This is a genomic window from Candidatus Campbellbacteria bacterium (assembly GCA_016699465.1).
GTDB lineage: Bacteria > Patescibacteriota > Minisyncoccia > Phycocordibacterales > EsbW-18 > EsbW-18.
On the sequence record CP064977.1, the window covers coordinates 1 to 18,750 of the forward strand.

The window sequence follows — 18,750 nt, forward strand, 5'->3', positions numbered from 1 at the left end:
AAAATTCAATAACAAATGACAAATATCAAATAACAAAGAGGCAATACGCGTGCTTGGTACCATAGAAAAAGGCGCCGACTCCTGGGAGTAACGGCGCCTGGGTGGGATTTGTCTGTTGATTAGGTTATAACCAGGGCTTGGTCTACCTCTTGGCCACTTGCCTCCGTAGACACTACTGGTTCTCGCCCTTTCTAACGGACAGAGCCCGATCACTCCGGGGGAGCGATCATTTTTTTACTGAAGGTACTACTCAGCTTTGGCGAGTGGCTCGAGGAGCCACTCTATCCGAGGGACAGACCGTCAGGTCTGTTTCCGGCCTCCAGGGCCGGTGAGTCCCATTTTTTGAGGGATGGTGTGTCCCCCCTTCTGGCTTCGTCGGTTCGTGGTCAGGTCAGGATCGGGCTGTACACGTGTTTTAAGCACCTCCTCTGCCCCTTTAGGGCCGACATGTGGGCACGCCGCCCACGGTGAGTGAATACTTCAGGGAACTAATCTACTGCCTTTATATCAAAAATGGTTTTTTATGTCAATAGAAAAGGCCTCAACACCGAAGTGTTGAGGCCTGGTGGGCGCCCATTGTTTTTTAGGGGCGTCCGTTAGTTGGGGGTCCCGGCGGGAGTTCGGCGTGAGCTCCTACCGGATTTCTGTGTCTGCTTTGACCAGCCCAATTGAGAAGACCTTATCGGTCTTACTACAACAGGGGACCGAGTGAGTTTCTCCTTTCCGCTTTTGTGCGGGGGCGACAGACGCGAGGTGAACGAAGTTGCGGACGTCGCAACCGCCGGAAAACCCTGCCACAATGGCCTACGAGGGGTTTTCTTTCTCGGCACCGGCCTCACCTAGACCGGTGACTAACGCACTCACGGGCGTTTCTCGCCCATACCTCCTACGGCCATTTTGGCACCTCCCGTTTGGCCCGTGCTGTCGGACATTGCCCTCACACCCGATGTGTGGAGTCAATGTGCGACGCTCTGGCGGCTTCCATCTGGGACACATTATACACATCTCAATTTGTTTGTCAAGCGTTTCTTTGAACCTCTATTTTTGTGTCTTTTGGGCAAAAAACGAGGTATACTTCACATATAACCAAACTAATTACTAACCTCTAACTACCAACTTCTAACCTCTACTTTATATGGAACTAACAATTGAAAAAGCAAAAATGACACCGAAGGATTTCTTTATGTACTTTGGTACAGCGGTATCGCTGTATGTATCTGCAGGAGCACTTCTTGCACTTTTGTTTAGTATCATCAACACGCTTCTTCCCGATGTTCTTAATCCGCAGTATACATCTTCGTGGTCAATGGATGGCATGCGATTCTCTATTTCAACATTAATTGTTGCATTTCCTCTGTACATTGTGTTGTCGTGGCTCATCCGAAAAGATATCGCAAAGGATATTCAAAAGTATCAGCTCTCAATTCGAAAATGGTTTGTGTACCTCACACTTTTCATCGCTGGTGCTACTGTTGCAGGTGATGTGATTGCGTTAGTGAATACATACCTTGGTGGAGAAATTCCAGCACGCTTCATTTGGAAAGTACTTTCCGTATTTGTCGTTGCTACTGTTGTTTTTGTCTACTATTTCTACGATTTACGCCGTGCGGAATCAAAAGACACAAAGGTAAACAAAACGCTCATCATTATTGCTAGTATCGGTGTGGTTGCTGCGATTGTTAGTGGAATTGTTGTTGCCGGTTCACCATCTCAAGCACGTGCGATACGTTTTGATGAACAGCGGGTGAATGATTTGTCGAATATTCAATCGCAGGTAATACAGTACTATCAATACCATGCCGTGTTGCCGGGACAGCTGTCTGTTCTTACGGATACTATCAGCGGGTATACTGCACCTCTTGATCCCGAAACAAAGAATGCGTATGAGTACAAGATGCTTGCACCTCTTTCATTTGAACTTTGTGCAACATTTACTCAAGAAAATCTTGATACGACAAAAACAGCGCCTATGTACTATGACATGGGTGGCATGAGTGGGAACTTTACACATGCTGCGGGACGAGTATGTTTTGAGCGTGTTGTAGATCCAAAGGCGTACCCAGTATTTAAACAGTAGAAAAATCAAAACAGCCCCGCCTTTGGCGGGGCTGTTTTCTATGTGCGAGCGGTGTAGTATAGTTGCTGTATATGGAAGCCTACGATCACAAAAATATTGAGGAAAAGTGGCGTACAGAGTGGGAGAAGCAAGAGCTTTTTCGTGCGCGTGACGATGATGAACGACCGAAGTATTACTCATTGATTGAGTTTCCATACCCGTCAGGAAATTTGCATGTAGGACACTGGTATGCATTTTCTGTTCCTGATATTTTTGCACGGTATAAACGAATGAAAGGGTTCAATGTGCTCTATCCAATTGGATTTGACGCATTCGGTTTACCTGCAGAAAACGCTGCAATTAAAAACAAACTCAATCCACGGGAATGGACATTGGGAAATATTGAGTACATGCGTTCACAGCTTCGTTCAATGGGCGCATCATTTGATTGGTCGCGCGAAGTAGTTACCTGTGATCCTTCATACTACAAGTGGACACAGTGGCTCTTTTTGCAAATCTACAATAAAGGTCTCGCATATCAAAAAGAAACAGAAGTGAACTGGTGTCCTTCCTGTCAGACAGTGCTTGCAAATGAACAAGTGGTTGCCGGACAGTGTGAACGTTGTAGTACAGAAGTTGAAAAGCGTTTGATGAAGCAGTGGAATCTTAAAATTACTGACTATGCGCCACGACTTCTCTCTGACTTAGATGCACTCCAGTATCCGGAAGCAATCAAAGAAGCACAACGTAACTGGATTGGCGCATCCGAAGGGGCCGAGTTGGAGTTTACTATTAAGGGAACAGAAGAGAAGATACGCGTATTCACAACGAGACCAGATACTCTTTTTGGAGCAACGTATGTTGTGTTAGCTCCTGAACATGAATTGGTAGAAAAGCTCCAAGGTCGTATTTCTAATTTTATAGAGGCACAGAAATACGCAGCAGAATCACGAAAGAAGGCCGAGATTGATCGTATGGCAGAAGGACGAGAGAAGACCGGGGTAAAACTCGAAGGTATTGTTGCAGTTAACCCAGCGAACCAAGAAGAGATTCCGGTGTTTATTGCTGACTACGTGCTCGCATCATATGGAACAGGGGCAATTATGGCAGTTCCTGCACACGACGAACGCGACTGGGAGTTTGCAAAGAAATTTAATTTGCCGATTAAGACAGTTGTAGAACCTGTGTTTGTTCAAAAAACAGAACCAGGAAAAGTTAAAGAAGGGCTTCCATTCGTCGAACGAGAAGCAATTACAGCAATTGTTAAACATTGGAGTGAAGAAAAGTACATTGGTCTTCGTTGGAGGAAGGTTGACTGGGAAACTTTGATTACAGGTGGTGTGGAGGAAGGCCAAACTCCTGAATCAGCAGCTATTGCTGAAATACGAGAAGAGACGGGATATCAAAACCCAAAACTTATTTCACAACTACCACCAACGCACGCGCAATTTTTCCATGTTCCGAAGAATCAGAATCGCTTCGCTCACTTCCATGTTTTTTACTTTGAACTTCAAGATGGTACACACGAAGAAATATCCAAGGAAGAACAAGAAAATCATGAGGTACACTGGCTTTCTAAAGAGGAAATGGAAAACTTCCACCTTCCCGAGTCTCACCGATTTTCTTGGAAAACGTTACAAGAAGAACGGGTAGTGTATGCGAGTGAGGGGCTTCTTGTTAACTCAGGTGACTTTAGTGGTATGAATAGTGCTGATGCGCGAAAGAGGATTACTGAATTTGTTGGCGGAGAACTGAAAACAACATACCGCATGCGTGATTGGATTGTGTCGCGTCAACGTTATTGGGGTTGTCCGATTCCTATCATCCACTGCAAAACATGTGGACCCGTTCCTGTACCTGACAATGATTTACCAGTGGTACTTCCTGAAATTGATGATTATCTTCCAACGGGGGATGGGAAATCACCCCTTGCAAAAGCAATAGACTGGGTAAATGTGAAGTGTCCAAAGTGCGGTGGAGATGCGCAACGCGAAACAGATACCCTTGATACGTTCATTGATTCCTCGTGGTACTTTCTTCGCTACACTGATCCAAAGAATGAAAATGAATTCGCATCACACACAAAACAGGATATGTGGATGCCGGTTGCGTTCTACTCTGGCGGAGCAGAACACACGACGATGCACTTACTCTACTCTCGTTTTTGGCACAAAGTATTATTTGATTTAGGACTGGTGCGTGATACTGAACCATATCTCAAGCGCACAAACCGCGGTCTCATTCTTGGTCCTGATGGAAATAAGATGAGTAAGAGTAAAGGGAATGTTATTGATCCAGATGCAGTTGTTGCACAACTTGGTTCAGACACAGTGCGTATGTACCTTGCGTTCATCGGCCCATACAATGAAGTTGGTTCATATCCATGGAGTCCCGATGGCATTATTGGTGTACGTCGTTTTATCGAACGAGTATGGAAAATGAAAGATAAGACTGGTTCAGGAGAGCTGTCTGAGAGTGGAGAACGAATACTTCATCAGACAATTAAAAAAGTAACTGAGGAGATTGAGTCGTTTAAGTTCAACACCGCTGTTTCAGCATTCATGATTTGTCTTAATGCCCTTGAAAAGGAACAGGGAATATCACGAGAGGCTTTTGAGACATTTTTACGGATACTTGCACCGTTTGCTCCGCATGTGACCGAAGAGCTTTGGTATACTCTTGGACACCAGACCTCTATCCATAAAGAGGCTTGGCCTAAGTATAACGAGGCGACTATTGCGGAAAAAGAAATATATGTCATAATGCAGGTCGACGGTAAGGTTCGGGGCAAGATTTCGACGGTCCCTGGGGTGTCTCAAGATGACGTTTTAGCCTTAATTTATAAGGATGAAAAGCTATCTCGATATATTAACGGAGTACCACTTGAAAAGGTTATTTTTATTCCCAATCGTTTAATAAGTATTGTTACCCGAAAGGCTTGACGATACCCCGTAAGAGTGATAGACTGGTCAGTACCAATCAATTTTTTAACCAATACTGTTATGTCAAAAACGTCAAAAAAAGCATCACCAGCGACTGGTCGAAAGTCAGCAATTTCTTTCAACCCGAAGCAGGTTACCAAACGCCTTCTCGGTGCTCTTTCTACACGTGCACAAGACGTGTTGACGAAGCGATATGGACTCGGCGATAAGGTAAAGCGCATGACGCTTGAAGCAATTGGTGAACAGTATGGTATTACTCGTGAGCGAGTACGACAGATTGAAAATTATGCCATTGCAAGTATCCGAAAATCAGATGCGTACAAAAAAGAAAAGGATGTTTTTGTAGAACTTAAAGAAGAGCTCATCTTTTTTGGTAGTATTGTTTCTGAAGAGCATTTTCTTGTGCATCTTTCAGCTGATGCAGGAATACGAAATCATTTTCACTTTCTGTTGGTAGTTGGAGAAGAGTTTGAAAAGCGAAAAGAAGATGAACACTTTACACACCGCTGGCACGCAGATAGCTCATTGGCCGGAAAGGTAGAGGATGCATTAAAAAAATTGTATGCCTCACTTACGTATGAAGAACTGGTATCTGAGCCAGATATTATTGCAGCATTTCTCGGACATTTAAAAGATGTCGCTGAAGAATATCGTACAGAAGAAATGGCACGCCGATGGCTTTCTATGTCAAAGGTTGTATCGAGTAATCCACTTGGTGAATGGGGACACTCTGCATCTCCAAGCGTAACGCCAAAAGGTGTTCGAGACTTTGCATACCTTGCTATTCGCAATCACGGATCACCATTACACTTTAGCGAAGTTGCTAAACGAATTAATGAACTTTTTGAAAAGAAAGCACATGTTGCAACAACACATAACGAACTCATTAAAGATGATCGATTTGTATTGGTAGGTCGCGGACTCTATGCGCTTTCTGAATGGGGATACATACAAGGAGTTGTGCGTGATGTCATTACGAAAGTGCTCAAAGAAAATGGGGCGCTTACGAAAGATGAGGTTATTGCGAAAGTACTCAAAGAGCGATACGTAAAGCCAAATACTATTTTAGTAAACCTCCAGGATTCAAAATATTTTTCTAAGAATCCTGATGGTACCTACGTCCTCGCATAACTTGCGTAATCCACAGCCCCCGCACTTCGTTTCGAAGGCGGGGGCTGTGCTATGATAGATGTATGTTCTCGTATGTTTTAGAACTCTTTAAACCTGCATGGGAAGTGGCACGTCTTGTTTTTTCATTTGCTCCTCTGTGGGCGCCGTTTTTCTGTGGATATGCTGGATGGCGTGGATGGATGCGGTATCGACGCGCTCAGTATCTTGCAAAACAGGAGCCCGTTCTTCTTGAAATAAAAGTTCCAAAAGAAGTAAGTAAATCTCCAGCTGCGATGGAAATGGCATTGAATGCTTTGTATGCAACTGGTGGTGAAGGAAATGTTGTTGAAAAGTATTGGGACGGTGGTGTGCGTCCATGGTTTTCACTTGAACTCGTGTCTCTTGAGGGGCAAGTGAAGTTTTTTATTTGGACGTGGAAGGGAAGTGTAAAAAGTATTCAAAATAATATTTACGCACAGTACCCAAAAACAGAAGTCATTGAAGTTCCTGATTACACGTTGGCATTTTTGTATGATCCTGACGCCGCTGATTTGTCTGGCGCTGAGTTTATACTTACGAAACCAGATCCGTATCCAATAAAAACATACATTGACTACGGTTTAGATAAAGATCCGAAGGAGGAGTTTAAAATTGATCCTATCGCGCCAGTACTGGAGTATCTCGGTGGTTTAGGAAAGGGTGAGCAAGCATGGATACAGATTATTGTTCGTGCGCACAAAAAAGAAGATCCTAAAGGCGGTTCATTTTTGAGTGGATTCAAATCTGTTGAAGATGTGTTTGATGTAGGAAAAAAGACAAAAGAGTATTTTGAAAAAACAGATAAGTGGAAGGATAATGTTAAGACAGAAATAAAAAAGATTATCGACAAGCGTACATTGAAAGGGAAATCAGAAGACGGGAAAGAAGGCCCTATTGTATTTACTGATCTTGAAAAAACAATTGTCACAGCTCTTGAGAGAAGCGTAACAAAATTGGGATTTGATGCCGGTATTCGTGCGCTCTACCTCGCTGAAAAAGAGTACTTTAACAAATCTCACAAAGGGGCGCTCAATGGTGTGTTGGCTCAGTACAATACCTCGCATTTGAATGGTTTCAAAAAAGTAAATGGAACAAGTTTTGATTATCCAATTCAAGATCCTTTCAATACGCGATTGCCAAAGATGAAGCGAAAAATATTTGAAGCGTATCGATTGCGAGGATACTTTCATCCGCCATATAAACGAAAACCATTTGTGCTTAATACTGAAGAACTAGCTACGATCTTCCACTTCCCTGGAGGAGTCGTCGAAACGCCAACATTTGGTCGAATTGAATCACAGAAGGCAGAGCCACCAATGAATCTTCCTATTTAGTATGGCGGCGTATGCGAAGCATATGGCGAGTGCTGTGTGTATTGGTGTGCTTGCACTGGCGTTTTTGCAGTATCCACAACCTTTTCCTACACGTTCGCTCGTGGCAATTCCGGAAGGAGTTTCTTTTGCTGAGGCATCAGCACTACTGAAATCGGCACACATTATTTCGTCGACGACACTTTTGCGTTTGAGCGCGGGAATTATTGGAGGTGCAGAGAACATTCGTGCAGGTGAGTATCTGTTTGAAAAACCGATTGGCGTTCTTACTGTTGCATATCGTCTCATACATGGAGAATATCATCTTGAACAAGTTAAGGTGGTGCTTCCTGAAGGTAGTACAAATGCCATGATGGCAGATAGTATTTCAAAAAAACTTCCCTCATTTGATACAGACACTTTTCTGTCTCAAGCACACGACAGGGAAGGATACCTATTTCCTGACACGTATTTCTTTTTTGTGAACGCCCGACCAGATGATGTTATTGCAACACTCTCAAAAAAATCAGACAGTGTTCTTGCAGAATACGCTGACGCGATCGCTTCATCCACTCGAAGTAGGGAAGAAATTGTAACGATGGCGTCTATCATTGAGGAGGAGGCTCGTGGGGCAGAAGACCAGCGTGTTGTATCAGGTATTTTGTGGAAGCGCTTTGATGTTGATATGGCATTGCAGGTTGATGCGACATTTGCGTACACTCTTGGAAAAACATCAAGTGAATTAACTCACGACGATCTTCAAACTGATTCTCCGTATAACACCTATACACGAACGGGGCTTCCACCGACACCTATTAGTAATCCAGGTAGAGGTGCACTTGAGGCGGCACTTTTTCCAACAAAAACACCATACTGGTACTACCTCACGGGTACCGATGGCGTAACACATTTTGCTAAAACATTTGAGGAACATAAGAAAAATAAAGAACTATATTTACAGTAGTATTGTGTCCATGCTATAACACGACGGCCGGAGAGCGTATAGATGAACGTCGGTACGCTTCGGGGTCCAGTGCATCCCAGAAAGGAGATGTGTATGGGAAAAACGACCAAATTGAATATTGCCCTTGATGTTGAGCGTACTTCGTTTGGTGATGTGGGGTGGTTTGACGAAGAGTCGTACGTTGAGATTGTCCGTGTGCTTCATAGGTTTTACACGGAGATACGAAGTTTCGCACCACTTGAAGGGATCGATGTGACGTTTGAACCACCGTCGTCGCGGGATTGCTTCCACGGGTACGTTGCGGTAATTGTACGGGTGCAGGTGAATACTGTTCTTGGAACGTCGCGTGTATTCACCGATATGAGGTATCGTGGAATACTCGTGGCTGATAAGGAGAGAAGCGCCAAGTATCCAAAACCCGATTCACAGACCACGGAGGAGTTTTTCAAAAAGCTCGTCGAGAGCTTCAAGAGGTGTCTCCGAGAGGATTTTGAGTCGAATGCGCGGGCTCTTCGTTTCAGTATCGAGATGATTGAGGAGAGAATGGATCAGCTTTCGAGGGTGTAGTTGTAGCCACCAGATGTTCTTTTGCCCACTCCTCGGAGTGGCTTTTTTTTGGTATACTGTCTCTATCTATGATAATTACATACAATACACTCGAGTCGTTTAAGGTGCAGTTTGGAGATACTGTTCTCGCATTTAATCCTGTGTCGAAAAAGTCAAAGCATACCGCAACGTCATTTGGTGCGGATATTGTTCTTGTGTCAGTGAATCATCCAGACATGAACGGTACCGAGACGGTTGCGCGCGGAGAAGCAAATCCTCTTGTTATTACTGGCCCCGGAGAATATGAGCTCGATGGTATTGTCGTACGTGGATACTCATCACAGAGTATGTATGACGGAAAAAAACGACTCAATACAGTGTACCTCGTGACGCTCGAAGACATGAAGATGTGTTTTTGTGGGGCGTTGTCTGAAACACAACTTCCAACGGAGCTCTATGAGGTGTTGGATGATGTCGATATTCTCTTTCTTCCTGTTGGTGGTGATGGAGTACTTGATGCATCTGCTGCCCACAAACTTTCCGTTTCTCTTGAACCACACATTATTATTCCAATGCACTACACGGAAAGTTCCCTCAAAGCGTTTCTCAAAGAAGAGGGAGAGATCGGTGGTACTGCGGTGGAAAAAGTAACGTTACGAAAAAAAGAGGTAAGTGAGAAAGATGGTGAGGTTGTCGTATTGTCTCCGCAGGCGTAATACGTATGTTCACTTTTTTACGAAAAATACAACAACGTCCAGAACAGGAGCGTCGGACGATAGCGTTGTGGACTGCTTTTTGGATTACGGCAGGTATTTTTGGTATTTGGCTTATTTCATTTTTTGCGCATCTCAACCAACTTTCGTCGGTTTCAGATACGGCAATTTTAGAAAAAGTGTCTCCGCTTAATTCATCAAAAGAGACACTTTTGTTATTGTGGAACTCGATCAAAGGTGTTCTACAGAATTGATTATAAACACCTAAAAACAAAGAAATCCCCTGTATTTGTATGTCTTTTTGGTGTATACTGGTAGGGTAAAAGTATAGGTATTCATGACTTCACGAGCACCAAAAAAAGAAGAAGACATACCACAACGTTCAGGTTCGGGAACGGTTTCTCGTAGTATCTCAACTGAAATGAAGGAGTCCTTTTTGGACTACGCGATGTCGGTTATTACTGCTCGCGCACTTCCTGATGTGCGTGATGGTTTGAAGCCTGTGCACCGTCGTATTTTGTATGCGATGTACAGTATGAATTTGACGGCAACGTCAAAGGCTCGTAAATCGGCACTCGTTGTCGGTGAAGTATTGGGTAAATACCATCCACATGGTGATGCGTCTGTGTACGATGCAATGGTTGGTATGGCACAAACATTTTCATATCGATATCCGCTAGTTATCGGTCAAGGAAACTTCGGTTCAATAGATGGCGATCCTCCAGCTGCAATGCGTTATACCGAGGCACGTATGTCTCGCGTGGCTGCTGAGCTCATGCAGGATCTTGAAAAAGATACAGTTGATTGGCGTCCAAACTATGATGGTACGCGTAAAGAGCCAACTGTGTTTCCGGCATCTGTCCCAGGTATTTTACTCAACGGAACATTGGGTATTGCGGTTGGTATGGCAACAAATATTCCTCCACACAATCTTCGTGAAGTGGTACATGCGACGGTGCATCTTGCTGATAATCCCGAAGCAACAAACGACGATCTCCTTTCGTTTGTGAAGGGCCCCGACTTTCCAACAGGTGGTGTTATTTTTGGTGAAAAAGATATAAAACACGCATATACCAGTGGTAAGGGTGGTATTGTCACGCGCGGCGAGGCAGAAATTGTTGAAGGAAAGAAGGGACAATTTTACATTGTTATTACCTCAATCCCATTCCGTGTGAACAAGGCAGATCTCATTATGAAGGTGGCAGATCTTGTTCGTGAAAAAAAGATTGATGGCATCAGGGACATTCGTGATGAATCAACAAAAGATATTCGGGTTGTTGTTGAGCTCAAAACGGGAGCACACCCGCAAAAGATTCTCAACTTCCTCTACAAACACACACAATTGGAGGAAACGTTCCACATCAACACGGTGTGTCTCGTTGACGGTGTTCCACAAACACTCTCGTTAAAGAGTATTTTGCAGGAGTTTATTAAACACCGCCTTATTGTGGTTCGCCGACGAACGCAATTTGATCTTTCTGTTGCTCAAGCCCGTGAACACATTCTTTTGGGTCTTTCAAAAGCACTTGATCATATTGATGAGGTGATTGCGGTGATTAAAAAATCAAAGGATGCCGCAGATGCAAAAGAGTCTCTCAAGAAAAAATTTGGATTTTCAGAGTTGCAAGCGATTGCGATATTAGACATGAAGTTGCAGAAGCTTGCAGGTCTTGAACGCAAGAAAATTGAGGACGAACTTGCTGAAATTCAGAAACTTATTACGGAACTCACGGCGCTCCTCAAGAGTGAGAAGAAGATGCGCGAGGTTATTAAAGAAGAGCTTACTGCCATTGAACAGAAGTATGGTGATGATCGAAAGACAAAAGTGGTTCGAGGTGGTGTTGAAAATCTTTCAGTCGAAGATCTTATTCCAAATGAAGAAAATGTCGTGGTGTTTACTGCTGGTGGATACATTAAGCGTACAAATCCAACTGAGTACAAAGCCCAGAAGCGTGGAGGTGTGGGTGTGATTGATTTGAATACAAAAGAAGAGGACTTTGTTACGATGCTCGTTGGTGCAAGTACTCATGACGACCTCCTGTTCTTTACGGATAAAGGTAAGGTATACCAACTTAAAATGTATGAACTTCCTGAAGGAAAACGTGCAACAAAAGGGAAGTCGGTTATGAACTTTCTACAACTTTCAGATGGAGAGCGTGTGACATCTATTTTGCCACTTTCAAAAGTTTCAAAGGAATCAAAGGGTGCCGTTATGATGGTGACACGTCGTGGTGTCGCGAAGAAAGTCGCAGTTGCTAATTTCCACGATGTTCGCCGAAGTGGTATTATCGCAATTTCACTTGATGCAAGTGATGAACTTATTGCAGCAGTGCTTGTTTCTCCCGGTGACGAGACGCTTCTTGTGTCACAAAGCGGTCAATCAATTCGCTTTAAAGAATCAGATATACGAGCAATGGGACGAACTGCGGGTGGCGTTCGGGCGATGCGTTTATCTGCAAAAGATAGCATTGTTGGGACGAGTGTATTGAGTAAAGTAGATGAACAGTCGGCGCTTCTCATTCTTCTTTCAAATGGATACGGAAAACGAACTGCGGTTGATGAATATAAGGTACAAAAAAGAGGTGGTGGTGGTGTGAAAACGGCAAATGTCACAGCAAAAACAGGACGAGTTATGGCGTCACAAATTGTTTCGTCAGAAGAAGGTGAGCTAGTGGTTATTTCTCAAAAAGGACAAGTCATCCGCGTTGCGCTCTCTGAAATATCTCTCCTTGGTCGTGTGACACAAGGTGTTCGTATTATGAAACTTCGCGAAGGTGATTCCATTGCATCATTTGTGTGCCTCTAAGGTGGAGATTAGATATTAGATATTAGAGATTAGATTTTTGAAAAAGGTATACTATACTTCTAGTATCTAGTATCTAGTATCTAGTATCTAGTATCTAGTATCTAGTATCTAGTATCAACTTTTCATGTTTGCACGTCCTGAAAAAATTATTGAACAGTTTCAACTAGGAGAAGGGATGCATGTTGCAGATCTCGGTGTTGGTTCGGGTGTGTACACTTTTGCTGCGGCTCGCGATGTTGGAAAAGATGGTGTTGTGTATGCATGTGATCTTCAGAAAGAGCTTGTACAGAAGGTGCATGCGGAAGCTCGTCACGCTGGTTTTTCAAATGTGCACACAATGTGGGTGGATCTTGAAGAAGAACGTGGTACGACGCTTGCTGATGCATCGGTGCACGCAGTGATAGTAAGTACTATACTTTTTCAAATTGAACACAAAGAGCGTTTTTTGAAGGAGGTATTTCGTATCACGCGCCCTGGAGGAAAAATACTTATTGTTGATTGGAATGATTCGTATGGGGGTATTGGTCCACATGCGGCACACATATTGAAGCGTCATACAGCACAGACACTAGCTGAGAGTGCTGGCTTTGTTTTTGAAAAGGATATTGATGCAGGTTCACACCATTACGGGATGATTTTGAGAAAACCGAAGGATGCAGCATGAAGCGTGTAACACGAAACATGTAACATGTGGCAAGATACCAAATCGAACAAGCTAAACCAAACCAAAACTAAAACTAATCACTAACTCCCAACTTCTAACCCCTAACTCCCATTACCATGAAATCCTTTCCAACAATTATTCTCGGTATTTTCGGTTTCTTTATTGTTGCTGGTGTTATCGCAATTGCATCATTTGGTAAATTTGGTTCCTCGGGTTCAGGGGGTGTTGCGGCAAAGGCGGTGCTCTGGGGTACGCTTGATTCGGCCATGGTTGAAAAATCTATACAGCTTTTTAATGAAAAAAATGACAACATTCTTGAAGTTACGTACGTACAATTTTCTGAAACAGAGTTTGATTCAAAACTTACAGAAGCACTGGCAGAAAATCGTGGTCCTGATGCCATTATCCTTACCCAAGAACGATTGTTGAGACACGAGAAAAAACTCTACCCAATTCCTTTTCAGAATGTTCCCGAACGTACGTTCCGTGATACCTTTGTTGAAGGGTCTGAATTATATATTGGCTCGACGGGGATCTACGCTCTTCCGCTGGTAATTGATCCAATGGTACTTTATTGGAACAGGACACTCTTTAATGCTGCTGGCATTGCGACTCCACCAACGCAGTGGGAGGATGTGATGGCGCTCGTGCCAAAATTAACAAAGGTGGATGCGTCACGTAATGTGCTTCAAAGTACGATTGCTCTTGGTGAGTATCAAAATATTTCCCACGCAAAAGAAATTCTTGCGCTTTTGATGATGCAGGCAGGCAATCCTATTACCATTCGTACACAAAATGGTTTTATGAGTAGTATTAGTGATCGGCTCGGTCTTCCTGAGGTTCCTGCAGATTCAGCTGTTCGTTTTTATACAGAATTTGCAAATCCGGTAAAACCATCCTATTCATGGAATCGTTCATTGGCATCATCACATGATGCGTTTGTGAGAGGAACTCTTGCCATGTACCTTGGTTTTTCAAGTGAACTTTTTGGTATACGAGAACAAAATCCAAATCTTAATTTTGATGTGACCCACATGCCACAGGTTCGTGATGCAATTCAAAAAAATACATTCGGTACTATCTATGCAATCGGTATTCTCAATCAATCGACAACAAAGGCAAATGCGTTTCAGGCGGTCTCTCTCTTGACGGGTGCAACTATGGCTCCGTTTTGGGTTGATGAGCTTGGGCTTCCGCCAGCACGACGTGATGCTTTATCACAGGTGCCTACGGATCCATATAAAGCTGTGTTTTATAGAGACGCACTCATTGCTCGAGGTTTTTTTGATCCAAATCCAATCCAGACAAATGCTCTCTTCGGGGCACTCATTGAAGATGTTACGTCGGGAAAGAGGTCGATAAGTGAGAGTGTGAATTTGGCAAATGGAAGAATGGAGCTGTTGTTGAAATAAGGGTGAAATAGCAAATGGCAAAAAGAAACAGGGAATATTGGGTGGGGATAACTTTTTTTAAAAAAACCGTACAATAGAAGTATGACACAGGAACAGAAACGAAATATGGTTGCACTCATGCTCTCTCTTGTGGTTGTACTCGTGCCTATATGTGTGTTTGCTGTTGATCCAGGCGGGCTTGTTCCATGTGAGGGTGCAACGTGTACGTTTAATGACCTTGTTCTTCTCGTAAACAGAATTATTAATTTTCTTTTATATATCGTTGCATTTCCCGTTTCAGCAGGACTTTTCGCATGGGCGGGTATTTTGTACCTAACGGCTGCAGGTGATCAGGGTAAAATAAAGAAGGCGCACGATATATTTCAAAATGTCTTTTGGGGGCTTATACTGGCATTAGCAGGATTTTTAATTGTTAATTTCGTTACAATGACACTTACGGGTACAGGATGGGCAGCAAATCCTTTTGCAGATCCAGTTCCAGCCGGAGTAAGTGGTGGAGCGCATTAAATCAATACCACATGAAAATATTTTTGAAAAAAAATAAAAAGATACTCGGGGCATTTTGTGCGTTATTTGTTTTAGTGCTTCCAGTTCTTCTTTTTGCAAATAGCGCTGGGACAGGGGCTACTATCATAAACCCTCTTGCTCAACAGAATATAAACGACATTCCAACACTCATAACCGTTATTGTTGATGCAATGAAAAATATTGGGTACTTTGTTATCGTGTTCTTCATTATTTACTCTGGATTTTCTTTTGTGAAAGCACGCGGTGATGAAAAAGCTGTTACTGACGCAAAGAATATGCTCTTGTGGACAGTTGTTGGTGCGGCAGTTCTTCTTGGGGCACAAATTCTTTCAGATGTTATTAAAAATACTGTTACCCAAGTTGGTCAGACACGCAATGACGTGCCTATAACCCAACATGACACTGTATAAACCTATGAAAAAAACACTACTATTTGTGTCGTTTTTGTCTGTACCTCTCGTTTCTTTTGCGCAGGCAACTGATTTGGCAAGTTTAATTGGTATCTTTATCGGACTTTTGAATCCGATCATCAGCTTGCTCACAGGACTCGCGGTGTTATTCTTTGTATGGGGTATTGTGAAGTATATTTATTATGCGGGAGACGAAAAGGCAAAGAAAAGCGGAAAGGACATTATGGGATATGGGATTCTTGCGCTGTTTGTTCTCTTTTCGTTTTGGGGACTTGTCCAGTTGCTTCATAATTCAATATTTTAGTAATTTAATTTTACGTATGCAAAAATATATTCCAATTAGTATTATTTTCTTATTTGCGCCTTTATTTGTGTTTGCCGCATCAATTACCTCCGTTATAGAGTTGTTTAGAGGGTGGATTAGTATACTTATTCCAATACTTGCGTCACTAGCGCTTCTTGTGTTTATGTGGGGTATTGTGAAGTACATTATGAGCGCTGGGGATGAAGATAAGGCAAAGGAGGGAAAGAGTATTATGATTTATGGGGTTATTGCGCTTTTTGTGATGTTTTCGGTTGCTGGTCTCATTGCGTTTATTGGAGAATCTTTTCAGATTGATCGAGGGGGTCCTATGACACCACCTGTGGTTGGAGGTTTGAGTGGCGGAAGTACTGGAGGTGGAAATACGGGCGGAAGTACAATCCCACCGAGAGGTGCTGGTGATATAGAGTATTTACCGTAGTTTATTTTGAGTCATTGATGATATTATTAATACGTTAGTAGAGTTATTTAAAAAGTAAAATAAAACATAGTATGAAAAAACTAGTACAAGGTATCGTTGTTGCATCGGCATTCGCACCATTGTTTGCGTTTGCACAATTTGGAGGCATCTCAAATATGCTTTCAGCTATCGGACGATTAATTTCAACAGCAACACCTATCGTTATTGGTCTTGCGCTCCTCGTGTTCTTCTGGGGATTGGTTAAGTTCATTATATCTTCTGATGACGAAGACGCTCGAAAGAATGCAAAGGGTCTCATGATTGGTGGTATCATTGCACTCTTTGTGATGGTTGCAATCGTGGGTATTATCAACTTCATTGCAGCACAGGTTGGTGTGACAACGGGCGGTAGCTTGCCGGTTCCTGGAGTACAAGGTTAATTCCGTATGTCTCTTCAGGTTCTTCTTGCAAATGGGTATCGTGTGATCCTTCAGCCGATTATTTTTCTGTTGTTTGCGGTCGCATTTGTTATATTCTTCTGGGGTATTGTTACGTCAATACGAGATTCAGAAGATGAGAAGGAAAGAGCCAAGGGAAAACAAAGTATTCTCTGGGGAATTCTTGGAATGGTCATTATGATTTCAGTATTTGGAATTATACGGATTATTACGGGTACTATTGGTGTCGAAAATCCACCACAACCAAACGTGAATGTTGCGCCAAATGTGACAAATTCTCTATAGAGAAATAATGTATAAAAAAAGGGCGCCCTTCGGGGCGCCCTTTGACGTTGGTTGTTTGTGCAACCACCAACGTCAACATCATGAATGGAATCAGGAAGACTTTTCGAGGATCATGAAGCTGATCCATTGATTGTCCTCCGTCTCGTCTCGGTACCGCCCGATAAGCTTCACAGACGTACCTACGGGCGTGGGCATTTCCTCCCACGTCCCACGTCCCGGAAGCTTACCATTGTTCTTCCACGTGCCGACTTTCTCAGCGCGATTCAGCGTGTACACTTGTTCCTCACGTGCCCCTCCGTAGAAGTGAAACACGGAGAAGTTTATGAGACCGCTGTTGAAGGCGTTGAACTGGGCGGGGCAACACGTGCCTCGAATTCCAGACATGCCTCCAGTGACGTCCTCCGGCTTGCTCCAGCAGAACTGGAGCTCGACGGGGGCGGGTGCGGTGGTCTCACGCGTCCTCTCCCTCTTTTGGATGTAGTAGTTGAACACCATCCAGAGCACAGTCAACAGCGCAGCAGAAGCAAGTAAAGAAAAAAGAAAATTCCTTACCCACTTAGAGATTGGACGTGCACTCCTTTCGGAGGATGGCGTCTCTCTCTTGGTGACCACTACTCTCCGTCTTCCGATGAGCGCGGAGATTCCGTACAGCAAGAGGCAGACAAGGAAAAAGACAACGGCGACGTACTTCATGACGCCACCTTCTTCTCGGGAGAGATTTGAAGGGCAACCTGCCCTCGCTGGACAAGTGTTGTTACCTTCGACTTTTCACTCGCGAGTGCTTGAGCTTCGGCGACCTGCGCTCGTACGGCGACGAGAACGTTTGGGTCACCACCGATGTTGCGGTGCGCTTCGGACGCGAAGTTCCAGAAGGCCGCTTCACCTTCTGCCTCGAGCTTGCGAGCTTCTAGTGCGCCCTTCGCGGCTTCCACTGCTGCCTCTGCTTGCTTCTTGGCGGCAGTAATCTTCGCGTCACCTTGGAGCTTCGCGAGTTCGTTGGCTCGGTTTGCTTCTTCGATGTCACGAAAATCCTTAGAGAGGTCGTAGTCATGGAGATATGCCACGACCATGCTCAGGCCGTACTCTGCAAGCTGTCTGTCAGCCTGTGTCTTCATCCGGTCGATGAGGTTTTCACCTCCACCGCCGGCTGAAGACCCCTTCTTCATGCCGGTGAGCTTCTTGTAGGTCAGTTTCTCGCCATGGGCATCTTCGCTTGACGCGAAGTCCATCACGGCGTTGGCGACGATACCGTCAACGGCACGGAGGAAGTTACCACCGTACTCAAAGACGGGCTTGTAGACGTTCGTCACCTGCAAGATGACCATCACGACAAAGTTGACTTGTGTCTGGTCACCACCAAGCTCAACGTCGGGGACAAACGAAGGGCGCGCGATCTTCCAACGAAGCTCGCGTACACTCTTTGAGTCCTCGTAGGTAACCCAGGACTCCACGTTTTCTCCGTCACCCAACTGGTCCTTGAGCCGTGCGATTGACTTCACTTGAAACTCGTAGACCTTACGGATGGGGTAGATTCCCACCCAGAAGAGCCCAAACGTTCGTGCGAGAAACCTTGGCTTGTACGTTAGGTCCTCGCCAATCGCCCCAGTCTCCTCGTCGACTCGACGACCTTGGATGTTGCCAAGGTACCGGACGACCTTACTACCCGCGACGACAAAACGAATCGTCCCTTCCGGAACGCTCGTAAAGAATATGTCGTTGTCGCGGAACTTCAACATGGCAAGGAGGAACAGGAGTGTTCCTCCGCCGATGCACATCAGTCCGAAC

19 protein-coding genes are annotated in these 18,750 nt (G+C 44.1%); 17 read left to right on the top strand and 2 right to left on the bottom strand.

Annotated features, from left to right (window positions below):
• Nucleotides 1-1,135 precede the first annotated feature (1,135 nt).
• The 17 genes from IPJ70_00005 to IPJ70_00085 all read left to right on the top strand — a co-directional run bounded on the left by IPJ70_00005 (nt 1,136) and on the right by IPJ70_00085 (nt 16,965).
• Nucleotides 1,136-2,077 (top strand): hypothetical protein, encoded by a 942-nt coding sequence (locus IPJ70_00005; protein ID QQR82498.1) that lies wholly within the window; start codon nt 1,136-1,138, stop codon nt 2,075-2,077.
• Between the two features lie 71 nt (nt 2,078-2,148).
• Entirely contained in the window at nt 2,149-4,998 is a 2,850-nt protein-coding gene (locus IPJ70_00010) for a leucine--tRNA ligase (GenBank protein QQR82499.1), read from the top strand.
• Between the two features lie 60 nt (nt 4,999-5,058).
• A complete protein-coding gene (locus IPJ70_00015; GenBank protein QQR82500.1) occupies nt 5,059-6,129 on the top strand; it encodes a hypothetical protein in 1,071 nt (356 codons plus the stop codon).
• A 62-nt stretch (nt 6,130-6,191) separates the two neighbouring features.
• Entirely contained in the window at nt 6,192-7,481 is a 1,290-nt protein-coding gene (locus tag IPJ70_00020) for a hypothetical protein (GenBank protein QQR82501.1), read from the top strand.
• 1 nt (nt 7,482) lies between these two features.
• Nucleotides 7,483-8,421: an endolytic transglycosylase MltG gene (gene mltG, locus IPJ70_00025; protein ID QQR82502.1), complete on the top strand. Its 939-nt coding sequence runs from the start codon at nt 7,483-7,485 to the stop codon at nt 8,419-8,421.
• Between the two features lie 93 nt (nt 8,422-8,514).
• Entirely contained in the window at nt 8,515-8,988 is a 474-nt protein-coding gene (locus IPJ70_00030) for a hypothetical protein (protein QQR82503.1), read from the top strand.
• Between the two features lie 68 nt (nt 8,989-9,056).
• Nucleotides 9,057-9,683: an MBL fold metallo-hydrolase gene (locus IPJ70_00035; protein QQR82504.1), complete on the top strand. Its 627-nt coding sequence runs from the start codon at nt 9,057-9,059 to the stop codon at nt 9,681-9,683.
• A gap of 5 nt (nt 9,684-9,688) precedes the next feature.
• Nucleotides 9,689-9,934, top strand: coding sequence for a hypothetical protein (locus IPJ70_00040; GenBank protein ID QQR82505.1), 246 nt, complete (start codon nt 9,689-9,691; stop codon nt 9,932-9,934).
• Nucleotides 9,935-10,017: 83 nt separating this feature from the next.
• Nucleotides 10,018-12,486, top strand: coding sequence for a DNA gyrase subunit A (gene gyrA, locus IPJ70_00045; GenBank protein ID QQR82506.1), 2,469 nt, complete (start codon nt 10,018-10,020; stop codon nt 12,484-12,486).
• A gap of 124 nt (nt 12,487-12,610) precedes the next feature.
• Nucleotides 12,611-13,150 (top strand): methyltransferase domain-containing protein, encoded by a 540-nt coding sequence (locus IPJ70_00050; protein ID QQR82507.1) that lies wholly within the window; start codon nt 12,611-12,613, stop codon nt 13,148-13,150.
• 116 nt (nt 13,151-13,266) lie between these two features.
• Complete coding sequence (locus IPJ70_00055; protein QQR82508.1) at nt 13,267-14,562, top strand: extracellular solute-binding protein; 1,296 nt, start codon at nt 13,267-13,269, stop codon at nt 14,560-14,562.
• Between the two features lie 81 nt (nt 14,563-14,643).
• Entirely contained in the window at nt 14,644-15,069 is a 426-nt protein-coding gene (locus tag IPJ70_00060) for a hypothetical protein (protein ID QQR82509.1), read from the top strand.
• A gap of 11 nt (nt 15,070-15,080) precedes the next feature.
• The gene (locus IPJ70_00065) at nt 15,081-15,500 is read left to right on the top strand and encodes a hypothetical protein (GenBank protein QQR82510.1); all 420 of its coding nucleotides are present in this window, start codon (nt 15,081-15,083) and stop codon (nt 15,498-15,500) included.
• A 4-nt stretch (nt 15,501-15,504) separates the two neighbouring features.
• Entirely contained in the window at nt 15,505-15,804 is a 300-nt protein-coding gene (locus IPJ70_00070) for a hypothetical protein (GenBank protein ID QQR82511.1), read from the top strand.
• 16 nt (nt 15,805-15,820) lie between these two features.
• Nucleotides 15,821-16,243 (top strand): hypothetical protein, encoded by a 423-nt coding sequence (locus tag IPJ70_00075; GenBank protein ID QQR82512.1) that lies wholly within the window; start codon nt 15,821-15,823, stop codon nt 16,241-16,243.
• 71 nt (nt 16,244-16,314) lie between these two features.
• Nucleotides 16,315-16,662 (top strand): hypothetical protein, encoded by a 348-nt coding sequence (locus IPJ70_00080; protein ID QQR82513.1) that lies wholly within the window; start codon nt 16,315-16,317, stop codon nt 16,660-16,662.
• A gap of 6 nt (nt 16,663-16,668) precedes the next feature.
• Entirely contained in the window at nt 16,669-16,965 is a 297-nt protein-coding gene (locus tag IPJ70_00085) for a hypothetical protein (GenBank protein ID QQR82514.1), read from the top strand.
• Between the two features lie 90 nt (nt 16,966-17,055).
• Here IPJ70_00085 and IPJ70_00090 read toward each other — a convergent pair whose 3' ends face one another.
• Both IPJ70_00090 and IPJ70_00095 read right to left on the bottom strand, forming a co-directional pair.
• Nucleotides 17,056-17,658 carry a hypothetical protein gene (locus IPJ70_00090; protein ID QQR82515.1) on the bottom strand — a complete coding sequence of 201 codons (603 nt, stop codon included), beginning with the start codon at nt 17,656-17,658 and terminating at the stop codon, nt 17,056-17,058.
• Nucleotides 17,655-18,464, bottom strand: a complete 810-nt coding sequence (locus IPJ70_00095; protein QQR82516.1) for a hypothetical protein — start codon at nt 18,462-18,464, stop codon at nt 17,655-17,657. Before IPJ70_00095 ends, IPJ70_00090 begins: the two co-directional genes overlap by 4 nt.
• Nucleotides 18,465-18,750: the final 286 nt, after the last annotated feature.

Excerpts from the sequence above, each read along its gene's own strand:
- IPJ70_00080 (QQR82513.1), top strand. The coding sequence starts at position 16,315 with ATGAAAAAACTAGTACAAGGTATCGTTGTTGCATCGGCATTCGCACCA.
- gyrA (QQR82506.1), top strand. The coding sequence starts at position 10,018 with ATGACTTCACGAGCACCAAAAAAAGAAGAAGACATACCACAACGTTCA.
- IPJ70_00010 (QQR82499.1), top strand. The coding sequence starts at position 2,149 with ATGGAAGCCTACGATCACAAAAATATTGAGGAAAAGTGGCGTACAGAG.
- IPJ70_00055 (QQR82508.1), top strand. The coding sequence starts at position 13,267 with ATGAAATCCTTTCCAACAATTATTCTCGGTATTTTCGGTTTCTTTATT.
- IPJ70_00035 (QQR82504.1), top strand. The coding sequence starts at position 9,057 with ATGATAATTACATACAATACACTCGAGTCGTTTAAGGTGCAGTTTGGA.
- IPJ70_00070 (QQR82511.1), top strand. The coding sequence starts at position 15,505 with ATGAAAAAAACACTACTATTTGTGTCGTTTTTGTCTGTACCTCTCGTT.
- IPJ70_00085 (QQR82514.1), top strand. The coding sequence starts at position 16,669 with ATGTCTCTTCAGGTTCTTCTTGCAAATGGGTATCGTGTGATCCTTCAG.
- IPJ70_00020 (QQR82501.1), top strand. The coding sequence starts at position 6,192 with ATGTTCTCGTATGTTTTAGAACTCTTTAAACCTGCATGGGAAGTGGCA.
- IPJ70_00065 (QQR82510.1), top strand. The coding sequence starts at position 15,081 with ATGAAAATATTTTTGAAAAAAAATAAAAAGATACTCGGGGCATTTTGT.
- IPJ70_00075 (QQR82512.1), top strand. The coding sequence starts at position 15,821 with ATGCAAAAATATATTCCAATTAGTATTATTTTCTTATTTGCGCCTTTA.
- IPJ70_00005 (QQR82498.1), top strand. The coding sequence starts at position 1,136 with ATGGAACTAACAATTGAAAAAGCAAAAATGACACCGAAGGATTTCTTT.
- IPJ70_00050 (QQR82507.1), top strand. The coding sequence starts at position 12,611 with ATGTTTGCACGTCCTGAAAAAATTATTGAACAGTTTCAACTAGGAGAA.
- mltG (QQR82502.1), top strand. The coding sequence starts at position 7,483 with ATGGCGGCGTATGCGAAGCATATGGCGAGTGCTGTGTGTATTGGTGTG.
- IPJ70_00040 (QQR82505.1), top strand. The coding sequence starts at position 9,689 with ATGTTCACTTTTTTACGAAAAATACAACAACGTCCAGAACAGGAGCGT.
- IPJ70_00060 (QQR82509.1), top strand. The coding sequence starts at position 14,644 with ATGACACAGGAACAGAAACGAAATATGGTTGCACTCATGCTCTCTCTT.
- IPJ70_00015 (QQR82500.1), top strand. The coding sequence starts at position 5,059 with ATGTCAAAAACGTCAAAAAAAGCATCACCAGCGACTGGTCGAAAGTCA.
- IPJ70_00030 (QQR82503.1), top strand. The coding sequence starts at position 8,515 with ATGGGAAAAACGACCAAATTGAATATTGCCCTTGATGTTGAGCGTACT.
- IPJ70_00090 (QQR82515.1), bottom strand. The coding sequence starts at position 17,658 with ATGAAGTACGTCGCCGTTGTCTTTTTCCTTGTCTGCCTCTTGCTGTAC.